The following is a 21,646-nucleotide window of genomic DNA, read 5'->3' as shown; positions in this document are numbered from 1 at the left end:
AATGAAACTCAACACGCTCTTTGTTGTAGGTATGGTAATGGGTTTGGCCGCGTGTTCTACCGATACCTATGTAAGTAAAGAAAACATCGACAAATTTGGTGATCCGCAGGTAGAGAAGTTCTTGATTCGTGAATGTATCGTGCCAGAGCGAGACATACGAATTGCCATGGCCTCCCATTTTGATTTCGACAAATCAGAGTTGAAACAACAGGATAAAGCATCAATCGACCAACTGATCTCAAGCATAGGTAAACTGCATGGTCAGATTGCGATTGTCGGTCATACGGATTACCAAGGCTCGGATGATTACAACGTTAAACTGTCACTGCGTCGAGCTGAAGCGGTAAAAGCTTACATGCAAACTCAACTAGACCCTTCTCGCTACGATTGGGAAGTGAAGTACTACGGCGAGTCTAAGCCACTGGTTGAGGGGACGACAAAGCAAGCGAATGCCGAAAACCGTCGTGCGTATATTGTGTTTGAACAGACGCAAACCCAGCAAGAAAATGCGTTTTGTCAGCCTCCAGAACCAGAGCGCAAAGTCTTTGTCGCCATGACCTCGCATTTTGACTTTGACAAGGCGCAGCTGAATCCAGCGGATAAAATCTCATTGGATGAGTTTGCGAGCAATTTAACTGGCTTAAATGGGCGAGTATTGATTGCAGGACATACCGACTATCAAGGTTCAATCAGTTACAATGAGCAGCTCGCGCAGCGCAGAGCGGAATCGGTCATGCAATATTTGCAGACTAAGCTAGACCCAAGCCAATTTGTATGGGAAGTTAAGTCTTTTGGTGAGTTGAATCCAGTCACTCAAGAGCAGAACCTAGATGCCAATGCTCTGAATAGACGTGCGTTTGTCGTATTCAAAGAGGGTGAGTTACCCAAGTAACTCATTCAATAAAACCAACTATCTAAAGGGGCTCATTGCCCCTTTTTAACAATTACCAAGCAGGAGCAGAGCGTGGAGAAAGTACAAGCAGTCATCGATTTTCTTCTAACTCACAAATTGATGTTTACCGTGTTGATCATTGTGATGATCTCACTGGGTCGTCGGCTAATATTGTCACGGATACGTGGTGAGGTCGCCTTTGTTACAGAGAAACAGCGTAACTGGATGTCACGTACGAAAAACGGGTCATTCATTGTACTGGTCATGTTGCTGTTTATACTCTGGCAGTCGGAAATCAATGAATTTGCGCTCTCAGTCACCGCAATTGCTGTTGCGATAGTTGTGGCATCTAAAGAGATCATTCTCTGCTTTACTGGGTCAATTCAACGAGCCAGTTCGCGTTCATTTCGTATTGGTGATTGGATAGAAGTGGGTAAGATCTGTGGTGAGGTAATTGAACACAACATGATGGCGACTGTGATTCAAGAGATTGACCTCTATCATGGTCAGTATCACTACACAGGTAAAACAGCGACCTTACCTAACAGTATGTTCTTTACCTATCCGGTGAAAAACCTCAATTTTATGAAGCGCTATGTCTACCATGACTTCTCGATCGTCGTACCAGATTTTGTGAATCTGTTCCCTCTTGTCCCTGATATCTTGGCTAAGATTGATGAACGTATTCACTACTTTAGCGAAGTTGCCAAACGTTATAACTCGATGATCGAAAAGCACGCAGGCGTTGATCTGCCAGGCTCTGAGCCGCATATTCATATCAATAGTGGCAGTACGGGTGAGCAGATCGTCCACTTTATGCTTTTCTGCCCAACGGATAAGGCGACGCATCTGGAACAAGAGATTAGAGCAGATTTTATGGCGCTTTATGAACAACGTTTTCCTTGCAATAAAAACGCTAAGGAATCGGACTAAATAGCGTAAGCCTTACTGGTTATGTGACTGGTTTAATTGCAATTGGTTGTCGTGGCGATAGATAACCTAGTTCGAGTTTTGTCGAAAAATGGAGTATGGTGCGCGCAATTGCCTATATGAGCTCGGTAGTCTATTCGGAGCCTTTTACGGATACAAAAAATTTCATTAAGGAAAATGCTGCGTTAGGCAATGGATGCGCACCAAGTGCGTAAATTCTTTAATCTATTGGCTATTAATTTCCTTAATGAACACCTCTTTTATCTATCGCGTTTTCACCCGATTTTCTGAAAACGCTTATCTTAACGGCTTATGTAATGTTTTTGTGATGTTGCTGCCGGTATCGCTGCTTTCCGCCTTTGCTATGCTCATTGGTAGTAGCCTGGCGGAGCTTGGTTTTCAATCCCAAGCAAACTATCTGGTGTTTATTAGCAAACTTGTGTGGAAGCTCTTTCCAATACTGCTGCTAATTTACTATTCATTATTTTTAGCGCGTTTATATAACATCTCCCGTACCAACGTTATTACGCCTTCGCTGCTGATCTACGTCATCCTATCTAATGAGTGGGGATTACTTCATACCGGTTCGATTCTACCGGACAACTACCCGATGGCGATCATGACGCCTCTGCTCGTGGCTTTTACGGTAAAGCATTTGACCCGACGAAGAGTCTATATGGAGTCTGACTTACCTAACGTCGTCGATCAGTCGATCAACTTGATATTCGGCACGATTTTGATTGTGACCCTCTATGTTTCACTGGGGCATTACCTTGGTGGTGCTTTTTATTCAATGTCCTGTGTGAAGGAGCTAGTTCCTACCATGGGTGTTGACTCATTACTTGGTGGTCTATGGTATGAGTTAGTCCGAAATCTGTTGTGGACAATAGGTATTAACGGCCACGTCTTACTCGCGGGTTACAAACAAGAATTGTATCAACTCTCAGTAGATAGCTTCACTATGTATCAAATCATGGGAGAGGAACTGCCTATACTGACCAGCAGTTTCTACGATATCTATGCGGGAATTGGTGGGGCGGGTAATACGCTTAGCTTAGTGTTATGTATGCTGTTGTTCACAAAAAACAAAGGCTATCGCACGTTAGCAGGCGCGACGTTAATTCTGAGTATTTTTAATATCAATGAGCCTGTGTTATTTGGCTTGCCTGTGATATTTAATCCCGTTCTGATCATTCCGTTTTTGATCACACCATTGGTGGCTATTTTAGTCGCTTACACCGCGACATGGATTGGGTTGGTCGCTCCGGTGTCGCAATTTGTAAGCTGGATGACGCCAACCTTGTTTAGTGGCTATCTGGCGACGGATGGCAGCATCAGTGGTGCTCTCCTACAATTTGTCATCATAATCATCGGCATGATGATTTATCTGCCATTTTTTAAGCAGATGGATCGAGTGTTGGGCAGTCATGCGGTGTTCTCAAAGGGTTCATCGGATGAGTTTTTCAACTATGAAGAAGTGGGAAATAGCCGTGGTGTGATAGGTTTACTGCCTCATATGAGTGGTAACCTTCTGGCACAAAAGCAGATTAGTGATTTGCAACACGATGGCGAATTTGTTTTGTTCTATCAACCACAGATCGACAATAGCAAACACTGTGTCTCTTCTCTTGAGGCGTTGATTCGACACCGAAGCAAAGATGGCACGATAACGCCACCGACTTTTCTCGCCAATTTCGCCACTCTGGGACTGACCTCAGAGTTAGATCTATGGGTTATCCGAAGAGCGTTACAAGAGGTTGCACCGCTGGCATCCAATAAGACATTCAAGATTTCGATTAACGTCTCTCCAGAAACGTTTCTTGTGCCTAATTTCGCTGAAATTGTTATTGAACTAATCGATAATAGCACCTTGAGCTATGAGCAAATTGAACTGGAGATCACTGAGGAACTGCTGATTCAAGATGAGCAGCGAACTTGGAGTGTTTTCACACAGTTGAGAGAGAAAGGCATTAAAATCGCGCTTGATGACTTTGGTTCGGGTTATTCCTCTATTGGTCACTTATGCAAGTATGAATTTGATAAGGTGAAAATTGACCGTTCATTAGTCATGAACTTAAAGCACAAAAACGGTCGAGAGATGTTCCGTCTAACCAGTGAGCTCGTGCGTATTACTGGAGCAGAAATTGTCGTCGAAGGTGTAGAAACACAAGAGGAGTTGGATTTTGTCACTCAACAAGGGATCGCGCTCATTCAGGGGTACTATTTCTACCAGCCAATGTCGTTTGAACAAGTTTGCCAGCAAGTGGTGATCTGCAATCACGGATGTTAGCGTCTATAAAAGGAGCCCTTATGGCTCCTTTCATTTTTATGCGAATTCCATCGTAACCGTTAACTAAATACCATACCGAACAGACCAGAAAACTGCCCTAGCTCTGCCTTATTGACGCGATAGCAAACTTTGGGTGGGATAGATTGAGCTGTGATGAAATTTGCCTGCTTCAGGATGCGTAAGTGTTCAGACACGGTGGATTGTGCCAAACCAAGCTCAGACACCAAATCACTATTCAGACATCCGCCCAGCTTTTCGAGATTTAGTAGAATCTTCACTATTCTTACGCGTGCTGGGTGGGAGAGTGCCTTTGCTTGTGCGGCGAGTTTGAGTTCTTGTGCCAGCTCTTGTTCAGTAGATTTGAAAGCTTGCGCATTGACTTGACTGCATGAATTAGGCATCTGGACACACTCAAATAGTTAATCGTCGAATTGCGATTGATAATACGCACCTTATCTCAAATCTGCAACTCATTCAGAATATTACATTATTGAGATGGAATTATTTAATATTTCCATTTGCTTAGGATATATTTGGGCTGATTTTAATAACAATGAAGTATGGCTATGAGAATAATATTTTTTGCTCTAGCACTTTTGCTTGTAGGTTGTAGTCAACCTAAAGTTGAGGTCCCAATACAACAAGATCCTCAATGGACAAGCGGACAGCTAGAAAACGGTGTTCGTTTCCACTTGTACCCGATGGATGATGAGTCTGTGTCGATTCGCATGTTTGTCCATGCGGGTTCTGCACAAGAGACTGATCAACAAAAAGGCTACGCGCACTTTTTGGAACACATGGCGTTCAATGGTTCGAAAAACTTCAGCACCAATGACATTGTTAAACTGTTCGAAAAGACAGGTTTAACGTTTGGCGCCGATATGAACGCTTATACCTCTTACTATGAGACGGTGTATGAACTTGACCTACCTGACAATAGAGAGATCGAAACCGCGGTGATGTGGATGCGAGACATTGCGGATGGTTTGTCGCTTTCTCCAAATGAAGTAGAGAAAGAGAAAGGCGTTATTCAAGGTGAGATTCGCCGTTCGAGCCCAGAGCATAAATCGCTGGAAGGTAAGTATTACGATTTTCTTGTCAAGGGAACTCAACTGGATAACATCGACCCAGTTGGAAATCAGCAGTCAGTCGACGGTGCAACACCAGAGTCGATCCGAGCCTTTTACCAGACTTGGTATCAGCCTCAGTCTACTGAAATCATCCTGACAGGTGATATTGATCCGCAACAAGCCAAAGCATTGTTGGATAAGTACTTTGGTCCTTGGCAGCAAACGTCGAGCGCTAAACTACAAAACAAGCAACATACAGAGATCGTATTGCGTGACTTCACCGCTGAGGTTGGCGAATTTGATGCGCCAAGCATGAGCCTATTGGTTGAGCGTGGTCCAGCAAGTATCCGTCATCGTGGTCAACTGCATGAACAGTGGCTGGATGAAGTTGCTTTACAGCTAGTTTGGAATCGCCTCGATGCTAAGTTCACCGAGCAGGCGGCACCCTTACAAAGTCTCTACTCGTCGCCTTATTACCTGAATGAACGACGCTATGCGTTGCTTTCAGTGAGTTTCTCGGCACCGGACAGAGAACAAGCACAGGCGTTATTTAGCCAAACTATCGCATCACTGCGAGACCACGGTGTCAGTGCACAAGAAGTCGAAAGGGTAATGGCTTCGTTTAACCAACTTGCGACTAATGTTGATCATAATTGGCAGCAACAGTCTCCAGTCGACTTCGCTAGTCAAATGGTTAATGTCATTTCACTCGGTGAGTCGACTCAGTCAAAGCAGGACTATAAGCAAAGCTTAGATGAGTTTATCCAGCTAGCTTCGATTGAGCAGATCAATAAGACACTGAAGGATTTGCTGTCGCAGGACTTTGCTATTGTGCTTGGAGCTGATGACACTGCTGCGATTCCTGCACTTGAAAAACAGTTGCCAGAACTGCGTAAGCAAGTGAAGCAACCGGGAGTTAAACCTCTCGCTTTAGCGACAGCGGTATCAGAATTGGCTCAGCCTCAATCAAGCGGTACAGTTGCAAATAAACAAATCACAGATACGGGCTTTACCGTTTGGACTCTATCCAATGGGGTTGAGGTGTGGTTTGAACAAGACTCCAATGCCGGTGACAACGTTCAGTTTATTTACGCTAGTGAAGGCGGCACTGCGGCACTTGATCCGAGTTTATACGCGGCGTCAGAGTTAGCCGTGGCTGCGATCTCACGCAGTGGGGTTGGTGAGTTTACTGGCTCCCAGTTTGATGCTTACCTTGGTCGCAACACGATTGAAGTCTATCCATTCATTGGGTTCAGTCATCATGGTATCGAGATAGCGTCACCGAGAGCAAAACTTGCTGATGCGTTTAATGTCATGTTCAACATTGTGACCAACGCGAAAGTAGACAAGCGTCAGGTAGAAACCGTTGCTAGAGAAAGACTAGAGGAACTCAAGTCATACTTAGAGACCCCCGTTGGTCAGTGGAATAAATCGATCAACGGTAACTCTTACTTACCGGATAGTCGCCATCGTATGATCACAGCTCCTCAGCTCGCAATGGTGACTGACGTTGAAGTGCAGAAAGTCTATGAGCAGCTCTATGACTTTAATCGCAATAACAAGCTGGTGGTGATTGGTGATATTCAAGCAGAGGAGCTAGAGCCACTGCTGACTCATTTCATCGGTTCTATTCCTCTTCAGGAAGCGCCACAAAGCTCTTATGTTGCTGGCTATCAACTGCAACCAAAGCCGCGTATTGATTTGCCGTTAAATAATGAGCAAAACAGTTTCTATCTGTTGCGAGCAACCAACCCTAATACGGTTGCGAGTAGTGTACGCACGGCATTTATTGATGACATGATTCAACGTCAGCTGTCGAAGCAACTGACCAGCTATGTTCGGGAAGAGCTCAGCCTCGATTATGCACCAGATGCATACAGCGTGTCTCAAGACAGGGAACCAAGTACCGATTGGTTTATTGAGGCTCAGGTCGCGCCGAAAGATATCGAAAAGATCGATCAAGCGGTGGATAAAGTGATACATGACATGGTGCAGGGAATCAGCCAGCAAGACTTAGAACTGGTGGCGAAGCAGTTGTCTGTAGCGTTACAACCCCTAGATAATGACCCGGTGCAAAGACTATGGTTCTATACCCGTTATCTGATCCACGGCTATGGGATAGAGGCATTGACCGATGTTGATGCGATGACGAAGTCTATTACTAAGCAAGAGTTTGAACAGAGGGTTAGCCAAGCCTTCGGTGAAGAGAGTATCAAGACTAAGTACACTTTAACACCGAAACCCTAGTCACAGAAAAGCAGCGAGTCATCGCTGCTTTTTTTAATGGATAAACACATTGTTCTCAATGAAATGATGAATTTGCTGCGGAACCAATGAGGTGTAGATTAGGCTGGTATGACTGCTGCGAATCTCAACATGGTCGGTCATACCTTCTATTTTGGTCTCTTCGACGGTGACCGTTCCATCAGACATCATTTTATTATCCATCATCAGTAATGATCGCGCGCCAAGTGGTAATGTTCCGGCAATGCATCCCAGTTTTTGTGGTTGATTCCACGTCCCTTCGTGTTGTGCCAACCCAAATGATGGTGAGTTTCCGAGGATGGCACTCATCCCTAGTTCTTGAATGCGAGTTACTATGGATGCGCCTTGCATCGGAGAGCCAATGGTGACGACATGTGATACCTGCTGTTCATCAAGTTGGCGAGCTTGTAGGTAGTGCTTAATGATAAGTCCACCTAGACTGTGCCCGACCAGAATATTGGGCATTTGCGTTGAAAGGGCATTATCAATAGCGTTAAAGACTTTATTCTCGTCAATCGCAACAGTGTTGTAAGAGAGAATTTTGGTGCGATAGCCTAAATCACGTAAGCGGTGACTCAAGGGCTGCATGACCATACCATGCATATACAGGCCATGTAAGATTATGATTTTCATAGAACTCCCTGTGACGAGATGTGCTAGATAATCTAACCATTTTCGACAAAGAAAAGCACCTAAAAAAATATCAGATTGTGTAAGTATGTGGGGTTAGACGTGGAGATAAATACTGGCAGCTAATTGCGCATTAGCCGCCATAGGTCGGAATACTACGAGAAGATCTTTCCGTGAGAGTAAAGGACTGCATAACCTGACACAATGACTCGATCATTTTCCACATGGCAGTATAAGATCCCCCCTCGTTTAGATGCTTGGTAAGCTTTGAGGTTATGTTTTCCCAATCGTTCAGCCCAAAGCGGTGCTAATCCAGCATGGATGGAACCAGTAACGGGATCTTCATCTCCTCCATTGGCAGGCCAGAAATAGCGGGAAACAAAATCGTACTCATCTCCGGGAGCGGTTGCGACCACATCGTAGGGAGCTAATTGCTTTAGGTAGTGACTATTGGTTTTGAGATTAATGACGTCTTGTTCATTATCATAGATCGCGAAGTAAGCTTGTTGACTACGTAGGATCTCTATGGGGGCGATCGATAGCCCTTCAAGAAGCTGTGAAGGGATGTCTTCTGCGCTAGGCGTGAGTAGAGGAAAAGCCATGCAGATACGACCTGTCAGATCACGATCGACGACGAGCTGCCCGACTGAGGCTGTTTCGAAACGCAGGATTTCACCTGCATCAAAATGATTAAATAAAACATAGGCTGTAGCGAGTGTAGCGTGGCCACAAAAATCCACTTCACATAGTGGAGAAAACCAACGAATTTCGTAGTGGTCTTGTGCAATTTGCTTAGTGAAGGCAGTTTCAGAAAGATTATTCTCAGAGGCGATTTTCTGCATTAGCTCTGCATCTGGCCATTCACTAACGGGAACCACGGCAGCCGGATTCCCACTGTATTGTGTTTGCGTGAAAGCATCACATACAAAAATTTCATACTCCATCAGTACTCCTTATTGTCGGCTGATAGGTTCATAATCGAATTTGATTATGAACCTATCGCGGCCTCTAAGCCTGCGTAACAGTGTAGAGTTGAGAGTAAGATCTAAGTGAATGCTACTGCTGTTTCATTCATTATTGTTAAGTTATGTCTAAGCTCTGTTTATTGGGGAGAACTCACCTCATCGACTAAATAGAGTATTGACTGATATGCGATACCACTATGATGGGACAAACCAATCTCACAGGTACGACTGTTACTAAATCCGCGTTGACATCCCTTTGGAACTTGCGCCTTAAGCGGATGAACTGCCGCTTGATTCAGCTCAGGAGTGGTAAAGCCCTTATCGCCAGCCCAACCACAGCAAGAGATATGTTCAGGGACGACCACATCGGAAACGCATGTTTTAGCCAGCGTGACCATATCACTCTCTAACCCCATACGGCGAGAGCTGCACGTTACGTGCAACATGACGGTTTCCTGCTTAGGCGTAATGGTGAGGTGGTCTAATAAGTACTTAGTGACGAAGCCCGTTGGCTCTAAGATTTCCAGTGGTTTTGTGAAATGCTCAATACTGCGTTTTGCACACGGACTGGTATCCATAAGTACGGGGTATTCACCTTCGTAGCTGGCTTTCCAAAGCGCATTCTCAAGCTGCTGCACTTTATTACGCGCAATGTCGGTCATCCCTTTGCTGTCATAAGGCATACCACAGCACTGGTCATTGAGTGATTCTGGGATAATCACTTCAAAACCTGCCTTCTTTATAAGTGACAATGTCACCTCTGTTAATGATCGCTGATCAGCCGCATCACTTTGCTGGCCCATAGTGCGCGACGCGCAGGAGGGTAGGTAGACGACTTTCTTATCCGAACGGACCAGCAGTTCCATCGCTTTATTGATCTTATGTTGATTGGCTTGTGGAGTTTCAGGTAACCAAACAGGGGTTTTATTGTTGGCTAGCTTACGGACACCGTTGGTTAGGCTTGCCACGCCACTTTCTCCAATCACCTTTACTGCAATTTGATTTGCTTTTAAAGATGCTCGGGTTAACGCCGTTGTGGTCGCAAAATGATCGGCAGTCCACTTAGCAATAGGGGTGAACTTACGATATTTTGCTGTGCGTAGTTGTTTGACCAAGTCGCCAGTGTTAATCCCTACAGGACAGCGGTCAGCACATAAACCTGTAGCTGCACATGTATCAATCCCCTGATATTCAAATATCTGTTCCAACTCTGTGGCGGCAGTGTCTTCTCCAAGAGCGCGTCGTTGCTGCAATTCGCGATAGAGAACAATTCGTTGGCGAGGGGATAGAGTTAGCGTACGTGATGGACAGACGGGTTCACAAAAACCACATTCAATACAGCGATCGACGAGTGGATCCGCGGCAGGCATCGGTTTGAGATTTTCAATGTGTGACTGGGGATTATCATTAATGATGACGCCAGGATTAAGCAAGCCTTGAGGATCGAAAAGCGCTTTGATCTTTTGCATCAATTGATAACCAGCTTTGCCCCATTCCAGCTCGACATAGGGGGCCATATTTCGACCAGTGCCATGTTCCGCTTTAAGAGAACCTTGGTATTTGACAGCGACCAATTCCGCCACATCATCCATGAAATTTCCATAGCGCGTGATCTCTTGTTGAGAGTCAAAGCCTTGGGTAAAGACGAAATGGAGGTTTCCCTCTAGCGCATGCCCGAATATGATCGCTTCACTGTAGGCATATTTATCAAACAGCGCTTGAAGGTCTCGTACGCCGTTTGCAAGGTTTTCGACTGGGAAAGCGACATCTTCAATAACAACGGTGGTTCCTACCTCTCGTACGGCACCAACGGCTGGGAACATACCTTTACGGATCCCCCATAGCGTGGCAACCGTTTTTGGATCGAGGGTGAATGGTACCGATTCAATGATGTGGTAATCGGATAAAGAATCCATAATTTGCTGGCATTGAGTATCAATATCCGCTTGGTTACTGGCATGGGTTTCAACCAGTATCGCCGCCGCTTCGAGATCAAGATGTTGGATAAACTCTGGCATACCAGATTTGTCTGCCACTGAGCGCAATGCTCGACCATCCATCAACTCAACCGCAGCGACAGGTGTGTGTGATAGCGTCGTGACAGCCTGGCAAGCCTCTTCTATATCAGCAAACACCAACAGAGACGACGCTTTAAACTCATGTTCAATGACGGTGTTGTAAGTAATCTCTGCAATAAAACCCAACGTACCTTCAGAACCGATCATTAAGTGTTCTAGCACCTCAATAGGGTCGTGAAAGTCGACCAAGGCATTCAGAGCATATCCCGTGGTGTTCTTTAAGCGGTATTTGTGCGTGATAAGTTCACGCAATTCTTGGTTCTGATGCGTTTCTTCAACCAGTTGACGGAGACCTTGAATGATATCTGGGCGGGTCGAATGAAACGCACTGATGCTCTCTTTGCACGAGGTATCAAGCAGTGTGCCATCACTAAAGACCACTTTAATGGAATCAATGGTACGGTAAGAGTTTTGTGCGGTACCGCAACACATGCCGCTCGCATTATTTGCCGCAATACCACCAATTTTACAGGTATTGATTGACGCAGGATCAGGGCCAATTTTGCGCTTGAAAGGAGCAAGGTATTTGTTTGCATCTGCACCGATAACACCCGGCTGGAGCAAGATTTTATTGCCATTATCAATAATCTTATGCCCACGCCAATCATCAGTTAGGGTGATCAATACAGAGTCAGAGACAGCTTGACCAGATAAGCTGGTGCCAGCGGCACGAAAGGTAAAATGAATGTTCATTTCACGGCAGCACTGAATGGTATAAATCACTTCATCGAGTGTTTTTAGGCGTAATACGATGCGTGGAACAAGGCGATAAAAACTGGCATCAGTGCCGTAAGCGAGGCGCTTAGCGTGTTGGGTAATGATGCGTTGTGGATCAATTTCAACCGCTAGTAGAGATTCTAACTGTTGATAAAGGCCATCGCTATCAGACGGGTGAGTTTGGTTCGACATGTTGGCTTCCTTGTACATGCTGATGTCAATATTGTTGTTTTCTTTTCAGCAGGTTAAAGGTGCCACAGACAAGGGATTTTGGCTATGACACCTATTGTCATTATTTGATGTTGACCAATGAATCGCGACTGAGATCCTGAATGCTTTTGGCTCCAGTCAGAGTCATTGCGACGCGCATCTCTTTCTCATACAGATCAAGTAGGTTTTCGACACCTGCTTGACCTTGTGCAGCTAATGCATAGACAAAAGAGCGACCGAGCAATGTACAATCCGCGCCTAGTGCCAACATGCGGACGACATCAAGACCTGTTCGTATCCCCGAATCTACAAAGATTTTCAGGTCTCCTTTAACCGCATCTGCGATGGTCGGCAAGGCTTTCGCGGTAGAGAGAACACCATCTAACTGACGACCACCATGGTTAGAGACAACAATCCCATCAGCACCAAACGTCACCGCATCCTTAGCGTCTTGTTCATCGAGAATCCCTTTAATCACCATCGGACCATCCCAAAAGTCACGAATCCACTCTAGATCTTTCCAACAGATTGATGGATCGAAGTTCTCACCAAGCCAGCCAATATAATCTTCAAGTTTGGTTGGTTCACCACGGTAGGTAGAGATGTTGCCAAGATCGTGCGGTTTACCCAATAGACCAACATCAAATGCCCAGCTAGGGTGGCGCATTGCCTGAAAAACACGACGCGCCGCTGCATTTGGGCCACTCATTCCCGAGTGCATATCACGGTAACGCGCCCCTGGAACTGGCATATCAACCGTAAATACTAATGTCGTTACACCAGCGGCTTTGGCTCGCTCTAGTACGTTTTTCATAAAGCCGCGATCTTTTAGTACGTACAACTGGAACCACATCGGACGTTGAATTGCAGGGGCAACTTCTTCGATAGGGCACACCGAGACTGTCGACATGGTAAATGGGATACCTTTGTTGGCTGCGGCTTTTGCGGCTTGAACTTCTCCGCGACGTGCGTACATCCCCGTCAGACCAACTGGAGCAAGGGCAATTGGCAAGGCTAATTTTTCGCCGAAAATTTCGGTATCGAGACTTAGGTCAGACATATTGTTGAGCACACGCTGCTTTAACGCGATATCAGCAAGATCTTCGGTGTTCTTGCGTAGGGTGTGTTCGCCATAAGAACCGCCATCAATATAATGGAAAAGAAACGGAGGCAGCTTGGATTTCGCAGCAGCACGGTAATCAGTTGAGGCAGAGATAATCATAAAGTCATTCCTATTAATCTTGTTGCAACACCCTTTCTCTGAAGGGTTAGTATGGTCGACATCTAAGTAAGGTGGCGTTAATACTCGTGAATTTGCTAGCGCTTTCACACTGGCAGGGGTCTTGTCAGGGGGAGTTGAGTATTAACACCATAGATCAATGAGTTAGTGCATTAGTGCATCAGTGACACGTAGGCCGTATATGGCGATAAGACCGATGATGCCTGTGACAACTAAATAATAAATGGTTGGGAGAATCGTCTTACGCAGTGTGGCACCTTCGCGCCCAAGCAAACCCACGGTGGCTGAAGCCGCAACGACGTTGTGAATAGCAATCATGTTACCCGCTGCCGCGCCGACAGCTTGAAGTGCAACGACAACCGCACTAGAGATAGTCAAAGTTTGGGCGACTTCAAACTGAAACTGGCTAAACATCATGTTGGAGACGGTATTTGAGCCTGCGATAAAGGCACCGAGAGCCCCCACAGTCGCACTTAATGCTGGGAAAGCATCACCAACTAGACCCGCGGCAAAATTAGCAGTGGTGACGGGCATACTCGCTAGATCCGCACCATTGACACCTGAGTTGATGAAGATACGCACCATTGGAATCGTGAATACAAGCACGAAACCAGCACCGATAAGGGTTTTACTTGACTCACCAAAGGCTTTTGCAAGCGGAGCCGCATTGCGTGATTGGAGTAACACTGCAATGAGAGCAACGAATACCAGAATACCGCCGGGTAGGTAAAGTGGCTGAATCGCTGTGCTTACCCCAGTTTCACCCAGAATATTGCTAAATGAGAGGCTGACAGAAACGAGCAGCGCTTTGAAGTCCGCGCTAACACGGCTTGCCACTAAAATTACCGCGAGCAGAACATAAGGTAACCAAGCTAGTACCATACTCATTGGTTTTGCGGTGCTCTCTTGTAGATCCATCTTCAGTGAACCTAGCCATTCAGTCGGCCATTTTGCTTCTTCTTCGAAATCCCATGTGGTTTTTGGAACTAAGAAGCCACGCTTCGCTGCGGAAACCACAACGGCAAGACCGACCAAGCCACCAATAAGGGAAGGGAACTCTGCACCCAGGAAAATCCCTGTCAATGCGTATGGTACGGTAAACGAGAGACCTGCGAAGATAGCAAACGGCAAGATATCAAGGCCTTCGCTCCAACGACGGTTTTTACCAAAGAAGCGCGTTAGCATCACCGCCATCAGCACAGGCATCAAGGTACCCACACCCGCATGAATTAACGCAACACTTGAGGTGATTTGTTGTAAATACGCGTCCCAAGTCGAGCCATTTGCTAGCAGTGCTTGGCTAATGTTGTGAGTATCTAGGCCTTTATTTACGCCGACGATAATCGGCGTTCCCACTGCACCAAAAGAGACAGGTGTCGATTGAATCATCATCCCCATTAACACCGCAGCAAGAGCAGGGAAGCCAATGGCAACAAGCAATGGCGCAGCGATGGCGGCTGGAGTACCAAACCCTGAAGCGCCCTCAATAAAAGAACCGAAGCACCAAGCAATAATGATGGCTTGTACACGGCGATCTGGAGATATGTTGGTGAAACCGTTACGAATCGTTGAAATCGCGCCCGTATGTTTCAGTGTGTTTAGTAAGAATATTGCACCAAACACGATCCATAGAACGGAGACGGTGATACCCAGTCCTTGAAGTACAGAGGCGAGTACGCGTGTGGTGGTCATATCCCATGCGAAAAGCGCAATGACGACAGTCAGACCAAATGCCACAGGCATGGCGCGTTTTGCAGGCCAGTTGAGGCCCACCAGTAAAATGGCTGCCACCACAATTGGTGAGAAAGCCACGAGAGCTAGAATTGTTTCACTCATTGGTACGTCCTTTACATTCTCAATAAGGGCCTTCGCAGCCTCTTAGATTTTATATTTGTGATAATTTTGTTAAGTGTCGGTGAATTTACCCCTTTATTTTTTATTGATATAGGGAAATAATGAAAATAATTAATTCCAAAAATGACATAATCAATGCGTGCAGATGACTTAATCCTGTTTTCTCAGGTCGTAGAATTGGGTAGCTTCAGTAAGGTTGCTGATATAAATAACCTTACAAACTCAGTAGTTAGCAAAAGAATCGCCAGATTAGAGGAAGAACTTGGCGTTCAGCTATTGTATCGAACAACGCGCAAATTAACGCTCACAGAAGCGGGTAAGGCGTTAACCAATGGTGCCAAAAATGTGAAACAGGCCGCGCAAGAGGCTATGGATGCAGTTTCAGGCTTTGGCGAAAATATCAGCGGACATATCAAGATGTCTGTCCCCTCCATCTCCGGAGATCTGATTTTGGCCGACGCGGTAGCGGAGTTTTGCAACTTGCATCCGGGGTTAACGGTAGACATGTCACTTGATAATCGCTTCGTTGATCTTGTTGAAGGAGGGTATGACTTAGTTATCCGAACGGGCTATTTAGAAGACTCCTCATTAATCGCACGCCACATCTTAGATTCACAATGGGTCGTTTGCGCGTCACCGTCTTACATTGCTCGTAATGGCAAGCCTATCGAACCACAAGATCTCACTCGGCATAACTGTCTTCAATATGCCTATCAAACGACCGGAGCGAGCGAGTGGGAGTTTAAGGCCCAAGATGACAATTATATTGTGAGAGTCAGTGGTAGTTTCTCAACGGATAATGCGACAGCACTTCGAAAAGCAGCGTTAGGTGGGCATGGTATCGCTTACGTACCTAGGTGCTTGGTGTATCACGATATACGTAACGGACAGTTAGTTGATCTGTTCCCCGAACAAGTCGGAAAGAGATTGGGTATTTATGCTGTTTACCCGTTTACCCGCCAGCCCCCAAACAAAGTAAAGTTGTTAATAGAACATATTCGGACTCGATATTTGGCTATCTCACACTATTTCTAATTACATGTGCCTGCTTTTGTACGAAAAGTAGGATTTTTTTCTGATAGATTGCATTATTATTCACGCACCCATTAGTATGATGGCCACATGCTTATTTGCTGGGGTCGTTTATGGATGATGTATTTAAGGCTCAACTGTCAGATAAAACTGATAGTGAAATTAAAAAGTACCGAGGAGAAGTTATTTCTGAATATATTTCCTCAGAAAAAGTCGACTGGAAAAACAAGAAGTTTGTGCTTGAACAGCAGAAAATTATCGATGAAATGCTTAACAGCGTCCCTACTAGTGATTCCGCTTTATCGCTGATTTTGTCAGAACTTACTACCAAACTCTCACTGTTACACAAGTCGCTATCTGAACTAAAGAAGCTGCAACAGCAAGCGCTGGAGTTGAGGGGGCAAGATGAAAACGGATGAAAGTGGTGATATTGATGACAAAGTGTTATTGCTATATGAAGCCGTCGAACGAGCATTGAAAAACAATATTGAGTCCAAACAGCAGCCTGTTAAACACGAAATTAGAAGAAAAATAGAACGCTTTCATGAAGAACTAGCACAGAGAAACGATATTGATCTTAATTGATTGGTGTCCGCTCTATTTATAAGTGTTAATCGAGGTATGGATAAATAAGATTTATAAACCTTGGGTTGCTCGATTTCTTATACGCCAATAAAAAACGCCGACGCATCCTTGCGTCGGCTTTTCGTCGGCGGCCAAACCGAATTATTTTAGTTTAGGCAGCTTGAGTTGAATCTTCCAGTTCAAAAGAGGCGGCAATTAATTTCTTGGTGTATTCACTTTGAGGATGATGGAAAATTTCTTCTGCACTCCCATGTTCCATCACTGTGCCTTTTTGCATTACCAACACGCGGTCGGCTAACGCTTTTACTACACTCAAGTCATGACTAATGAAGATAAAACCTATGTTGTGCTTTTGCTGTAAGTCTTTGAGCAAATCTATCACCGTTAACTGAACGGAACGGTCTAACGCTGATGTTGGTTCATCAAGCAGAATGAATGAAGGCTCCAGAATGAGCGCACGAGCTATGGCGATACGTTGCCTTTGACCACCGGAAAACTCATGTGGATATCGGTTGATAGAGTGTGGATCGAGGCGAACTTCTTCAAGCGCTTTTCGAGCGCGCGCCATTCGCTGGCGTTTCGTTAATTGTGGCTGATGGACAGTGAGCGCCTCGGTAATAATATCTCCGACAGTCATACGTGGCGAAAGTGAACCATAAGGATCCTGAAAGACCATCTGAACCTCTTTTTTCAGCTCAAATCGTTCTTGACGTGAAAGCTGGTTCACATCTCGACCCTTAAATTCAATATGGCCCGTCGAAGGGAGTAGACCAATCAATGCTCGACCAAGTGTCGATTTACCAGAGCCGGATTCACCGACGATGCCCAGCGTTTCTCCTTGTTTAAGCTCAAGGGAAATCCCTTTAACGGCTTCAAAATATTGAGCCCGACTAGGAATAAAATGGTTTTTGATCAGAAACTTGACTCGGATGTCATCGGCTTTGAGTAGCGTTGGAGCATCCTGTTCGATGGGGTGCTTATGACCTTTAGGAATGGAATCAATCAGCATTTGAGTGTAGGCGTGTTGAGGGTTGGTAAACAACTCGCCACAAATCCCTTGTTCAACTACGTCACCCTTGCACATCACGATCACGCGGTCAGCCAAATGCTTAACGACGCCGAGATCATGGGTAATGAACAAAATAGACATCCCCATTTTATGCTGAATTTCCTTAATCAAGTTGAGAACTTCAGCTTGAACCGTCACATCGAGCGCAGTTGTCGGTTCGTCGGCGATAAGAATGTCGGGCTCGTTAATTAACGCCATCGCAATCATGATGCGTTGGAGTTGGCCACCTGAAAACTCATGTGGATACTTTTTATATGCTTGCTGAGGGTTGGGTAAGTGAACTAAATCAAACAGTTCGAGGACTTTCTCTTTAGCCTGAGAGCGACTGACATTTCGATGACAAAGTATGGCTTCAGCAACTTGAATACCGACACGCATAAATGGGTTAAGTGACGTCATTGGTTCCTGAAAAATCATGCCAATTCGATCTCCTCGAATGGCCTGCATATCTTGCTCAGACTTATCGAGCAACTGCTGATTCTCGAACACAATGCTCGATTGGGAGTGAACTAAAGCATTCTTTGGCAGCAACTGCATTAAAGCGTTGGTCGAAACGGATTTCCCACTGCCAGATTCACCCACAATCGCTAGCGTTTCGCCCTGAAATAGGTCAAAGCTGATGTTTTTCACCGCATCAACCATTCCGTCGTTGGTGGTGAAGCTAACTGACAGGTTACGAACCTCAAGAATCGGCATCATGGACATTATAATTTCCTTATTAGTTAATGCAGTAAGCGCTTTCCATCGCGGTGTTGTGCTGTTTCAGTGTCGAGAAATAGTGGTGTGCCTTTTGTACATGCTCAAACTCCAGCATCCATTGAGCGCTACGCTGAGCACTGCAAAAGGCGCCGATGTGACGCAATAAATCTTCACACTGAATTTGGATAATGTGTTGAGTGGCGTACACCAGTTCAAAAGACTCGATAGAGACAAACTGAAGGTGAGCATAAGTCTGGTTGAGAAGATCAAACGCTTGTTGATGCTGTCCCATCTTGTTGAGTATCTCTGACTGAGAGACCGCGGCATCTCTTAATCCAGTGATTAAGCAACTAAACTGACAGGGCTTAGTGTCTTCACTCGCTAATGCGTTTTGCAGGTGTGATGGTAAATGAGTGAGGACGATTTCATAAAGGTAGTAGGCTTCTGGCCAGTGGCCTTGCTCTAGCAATTGTTGTGCTTTTAGATAATGCGTCCAGCATTGCTGCAAATCCATGTCTAAATACTCCGCAGTCAGTAATGAGTTAGCATTTAAATACAACTTATTAACGAATGCAAATAATTATCATTTAATCGTATGTTTTGCATCTCGAATGGCGAAAAAATAAGCACTTAAACATGAATTAGTTGTAAGTCACTAAATTATAAATGAATCTAGCCTAAACTAGATTTTATAAAATCATAACAATAAGGATAGAGTGATGACGATTCAAAGACTTGAAGCCAATCAGCTATATCTACATGCTGAGTTAGAAAAATTGCAAAGCAAGTCGACAAAAGAGTTGGCGCCTATCGATGAGATTGTAGGTCAGGAGAGAGCCCAAAAAGCAGTCGAATTCGCGATGTCGATAAAAGAGAAGGGCTATAACATTTATGCTATTGGCCAAAATGGTTTAGGCAAGAGAACGATGATTCTGCGTTATCTAAACCGCCATCAGCATGATGAAAGCGCTTTGTTCGATTGGTGTTATGTCGCCAATTTTGAGGACATTCGTACGCCACGTGTCCTTAAACTGCCATGCGGTGTAGGTAGCAAACTCAAGCAAGATATCGAAAAACTGATGTCTAAGCTGGTCAATGCTATGCCATTAGCTTTTGACAACGAACTTTATTACAGCCGTGCTGATAAGTTGAAGAATCAGCTTGCAGCAAAGCAAGAAGCAGAACTAGAAGTTATCACCAAAGATGCCAAAGCCAAGGGCATTAGCTTGACGATCACGACTCAGGGTGATTATCAGTTTGTGGCGATGAACGGTGAAGAGCTTCACAACGAAGAGAGTTTTGATGCGCTGAGCAAGAAAGAGCAAGAGTATTTTGGTGAGACCATCGACGAGCTTGAGGTCAAATTGAGAAACATGGTTCGTCAACTCACTGAATGGGAAGAAGCGTACACGGAAAAGATTAAGAAGCTCAACGATGAAGTGACTCTCGATGTGATTACCCACTTTATCAAACAGTTGAAGAAAGACTATTCTGGTTATCCGGCGATCAAGAGTTACTTAACCGAACTTCAGCAAGATATTGTTGAGAACGCGGATATTTTCCTAGAACAGAGCGCTGAGCAAGGGGAAGTTGCGAGTGCCTCTTTAGATAAGAAATTACCACGTCGATACAAGGTTAACGTTCTAGTAAGCCGTAAGAGTAGCGAATTCCCTATTGTGGTAGAAGAGAACCCTAACTATCACACTCTGTTTGGTTACATTGAAACGGCAACCTTCAAAGGAACGGTTTTCACGGATTTCTCACTTATTCGTCCGGGCAGCCTGCATAAGGCAAACGGTGGTGTGTTGCTCATGGATGCACAAAAAGTGCTAGAGCAACCCTATGTTTGGGATGGATTAAAACGCGCACTGCGGGCTCGTCAGCTAAGTTTCACATCATTAGAGAAAGAGGTGACACTGACCGGTACCGTCTCTTTGGATCCGGAACCAATACCGCTTGATGTTAAAATCATTCTGTTTGGCGACTACCGTACTTATCAGTTGCTCCAACATTATGATCCGGAGTTCAGTGAGCTATTTCGTGTGACGGCAGATTTTGAAGACGAGATGAAACGCGATGCGGATTCTGAACTTCAGTATGCACGTTTTATCTCTAGTGTGGTCAATGATAATGGCATGCTTCATTGTGACCGTAAGGCGATTGCTCGCATCATTGAACATAGCTCTAGACTGGCGGGTGATCAGACTAAAATTTCGCTTCATTCGGCCAATATTGCCAATTTACTGCGTGAATCGAACTATGTCGCGAAACAGGCTAATTCGAACATGATTCGTTCAAGCCACGTCGAAGAGGCACTGGCGAATCAGGAGCTGCGCATTAGTCGTTTGAAAGACAGTGTAATGGAAAGCTTCATCAACGGTACAACCTTGATTCACACTGACGGAGTGGCAGTGGGACAGGTGAATGCTTTGTCGGTGCTGAGCACCAGTGAGTATATGTTTGGTGCGCCAAATAGAATCACCGCCACGACCTGTTACGGTGACGGCGAAGTGATAGATATTGAACGCAGCGTTGATCTCGGCGGAAGCATACACTCAAAAGGCGTCATGATCCTGACCGCTTATTTGTCCTCGGTCTTTGGCAAAACAGCGAAAGTGCCATTGAGTACCACCATTACTTTTGAGCAATCTTATGGTGGCGTTGATGGCGATAGCGCAAGTATGGCTGAGTTTTGTGCGGTGGTGTCGGCTTTCTCCAAACAACCTAACCGTCAGGATATCGCCATTACTGGCTCAATGAACCAGTTTGGTGAGTCTCAGCCTATTGGTGGTGTAAACGAAAAAATCGAAGGTTTCTTTGATGTATGTACCATCAAAGGACGTAGCGATCAGCAGGGCGTGATTATCCCTCGCTCTAACATGCACAACTTGATGCTGCGACCTGATATCGTCAAGGCTGTAGAACGAGGTGAATTCCACATCTGGGCAATAGACCATGTAACAGAGGCCATTGAACTGTTTACTGGCAAGCCAGCTGGTGAACCGAGTGATGAGGGAAGTTACCCAATTGATACCGTTTTTGGTATCGCACAGGCGAAACTCAACGCATTGCGTAAGTAAATAACGAGATGAAAGAGCCCACAAATGGGCTCTTTTTTTC

The 21,646-nt window shown here is 45.2% G+C and carries 16 protein-coding genes; 8 read left to right on the top strand and 8 right to left on the bottom strand.

Annotation, left to right across the window (positions count from 1 at the left end):
• The first annotated feature begins 1 nt into the window (after position 1).
• The 3 genes from ACQEXP_RS08220 (at position 2) to ACQEXP_RS08210 (ending at position 4,112) form a co-directional block, all read left to right on the top strand.
• Positions 2 to 892 carry an OmpA family protein gene (locus ACQEXP_RS08220; RefSeq protein ID WP_269375435.1) on the top strand — a complete coding sequence of 297 codons (891 nt, stop codon included), beginning with the start codon at positions 2 to 4 and terminating at the stop codon, positions 890 to 892.
• Between the two features lie 72 nt (positions 893 to 964).
• Positions 965 to 1,825 (top strand): mechanosensitive ion channel family protein, encoded by an 861-nt coding sequence (locus tag ACQEXP_RS08215; protein WP_426969355.1) that lies wholly within the window; start codon positions 965 to 967, stop codon positions 1,823 to 1,825.
• Between the two features lie 244 nt (positions 1,826 to 2,069).
• Complete coding sequence (locus tag ACQEXP_RS08210; protein WP_426969353.1) at positions 2,070 to 4,112, top strand: EAL domain-containing protein; 2,043 nt, start codon at positions 2,070 to 2,072, stop codon at positions 4,110 to 4,112.
• A 59-nt stretch (positions 4,113 to 4,171) separates the two neighbouring features.
• Here ACQEXP_RS08210 and ACQEXP_RS08205 read toward each other — a convergent pair whose 3' ends face one another.
• On the bottom strand, positions 4,172 to 4,513 hold the full coding sequence (locus ACQEXP_RS08205) for an ArsR/SmtB family transcription factor (protein ID WP_426969351.1): 342 nt from the start codon (positions 4,511 to 4,513) through the stop codon (positions 4,172 to 4,174).
• A gap of 165 nt (positions 4,514 to 4,678) precedes the next feature.
• On the opposite strand from ACQEXP_RS08205, the gene ACQEXP_RS08200 reads away from it, so the two are divergent.
• The gene (locus ACQEXP_RS08200) at positions 4,679 to 7,429 is read left to right on the top strand and encodes a M16 family metallopeptidase (protein WP_426969349.1); all 2,751 of its coding nucleotides are present in this window, start codon (positions 4,679 to 4,681) and stop codon (positions 7,427 to 7,429) included.
• Between the two features lie 33 nt (positions 7,430 to 7,462).
• On the opposite strand, the gene ACQEXP_RS08195 is transcribed toward ACQEXP_RS08200, so the two are convergent.
• The 5 genes from ACQEXP_RS08195 to ACQEXP_RS08175 form a co-directional block, all read right to left on the bottom strand.
• Positions 7,463 to 8,080 (bottom strand): esterase/lipase family protein, encoded by a 618-nt coding sequence (locus tag ACQEXP_RS08195; protein ID WP_426969347.1) that lies wholly within the window; start codon positions 8,078 to 8,080, stop codon positions 7,463 to 7,465.
• Between the two features lie 152 nt (positions 8,081 to 8,232).
• Positions 8,233 to 9,021: a PhzF family phenazine biosynthesis protein gene (locus ACQEXP_RS08190; protein ID WP_269374930.1), complete on the bottom strand. Its 789-nt coding sequence runs from the start codon at positions 9,019 to 9,021 to the stop codon at positions 8,233 to 8,235.
• A gap of 158 nt (positions 9,022 to 9,179) precedes the next feature.
• Positions 9,180 to 12,029: an FAD-binding and (Fe-S)-binding domain-containing protein gene (locus tag ACQEXP_RS08185; RefSeq protein ID WP_426969344.1), complete on the bottom strand. Its 2,850-nt coding sequence runs from the start codon at positions 12,027 to 12,029 to the stop codon at positions 9,180 to 9,182.
• Positions 12,030 to 12,129: 100 nt separating this feature from the next.
• Entirely contained in the window at positions 12,130 to 13,269 is a 1,140-nt protein-coding gene (gene lldD / locus ACQEXP_RS08180; RefSeq protein WP_426969343.1) for an FMN-dependent L-lactate dehydrogenase LldD, read from the bottom strand.
• Positions 13,270 to 13,431: 162 nt separating this feature from the next.
• Positions 13,432 to 15,123, bottom strand: coding sequence for an L-lactate permease (locus tag ACQEXP_RS08175; protein ID WP_426969341.1), 1,692 nt, complete (start codon positions 15,121 to 15,123; stop codon positions 13,432 to 13,434).
• Positions 15,124 to 15,276: 153 nt separating this feature from the next.
• Between ACQEXP_RS08175 and ACQEXP_RS08170 the strand changes: the two genes are divergently transcribed.
• The 3 genes from ACQEXP_RS08170 to ACQEXP_RS08160 all read left to right on the top strand — a co-directional run bounded on the left by ACQEXP_RS08170 (position 15,277) and on the right by ACQEXP_RS08160 (position 16,758).
• Positions 15,277 to 16,176: a LysR family transcriptional regulator gene (locus ACQEXP_RS08170; protein WP_269374926.1), complete on the top strand. Its 900-nt coding sequence runs from the start codon at positions 15,277 to 15,279 to the stop codon at positions 16,174 to 16,176.
• 110 nt (positions 16,177 to 16,286) lie between these two features.
• Positions 16,287 to 16,592 carry a hypothetical protein gene (locus ACQEXP_RS08165; protein WP_426969339.1) on the top strand — a complete coding sequence of 102 codons (306 nt, stop codon included), beginning with the start codon at positions 16,287 to 16,289 and terminating at the stop codon, positions 16,590 to 16,592.
• Positions 16,579 to 16,758: a hypothetical protein gene (locus ACQEXP_RS08160; protein ID WP_426969337.1), complete on the top strand. Its 180-nt coding sequence runs from the start codon at positions 16,579 to 16,581 to the stop codon at positions 16,756 to 16,758. The genes ACQEXP_RS08165 and ACQEXP_RS08160 overlap by 14 nt, the downstream gene beginning before the upstream one ends.
• A 151-nt stretch (positions 16,759 to 16,909) precedes the next feature.
• Here ACQEXP_RS08160 and ACQEXP_RS08155 read toward each other — a convergent pair whose 3' ends face one another.
• The gene (locus tag ACQEXP_RS08155; protein ID WP_426969335.1) at positions 16,910 to 18,532 is read right to left on the bottom strand and encodes an ABC transporter ATP-binding protein; all 1,623 of its coding nucleotides are present in this window, start codon (positions 18,530 to 18,532) and stop codon (positions 16,910 to 16,912) included.
• A gap of 13 nt (positions 18,533 to 18,545) precedes the next feature.
• Positions 18,546 to 19,040 (bottom strand): hypothetical protein, encoded by a 495-nt coding sequence (locus tag ACQEXP_RS08150; RefSeq protein WP_426969333.1) that lies wholly within the window; start codon positions 19,038 to 19,040, stop codon positions 18,546 to 18,548.
• A gap of 205 nt (positions 19,041 to 19,245) precedes the next feature.
• Here ACQEXP_RS08150 and ACQEXP_RS08145 point away from each other — a divergent pair, with 205 nt between their 5' ends.
• Positions 19,246 to 21,606: a Lon protease family protein gene (locus ACQEXP_RS08145; protein ID WP_426969331.1), complete on the top strand. Its 2,361-nt coding sequence runs from the start codon at positions 19,246 to 19,248 to the stop codon at positions 21,604 to 21,606.
• Positions 21,607 to 21,646: the final 40 nt, after the last annotated feature.

Source organism: Vibrio sp. TRT 1302 (assembly GCF_050113875.1).
GTDB lineage: Bacteria > Pseudomonadota > Gammaproteobacteria > Enterobacterales > Vibrionaceae > Vibrio.
This window is presented reverse-complemented; position numbering and strand designations above follow the sequence as displayed.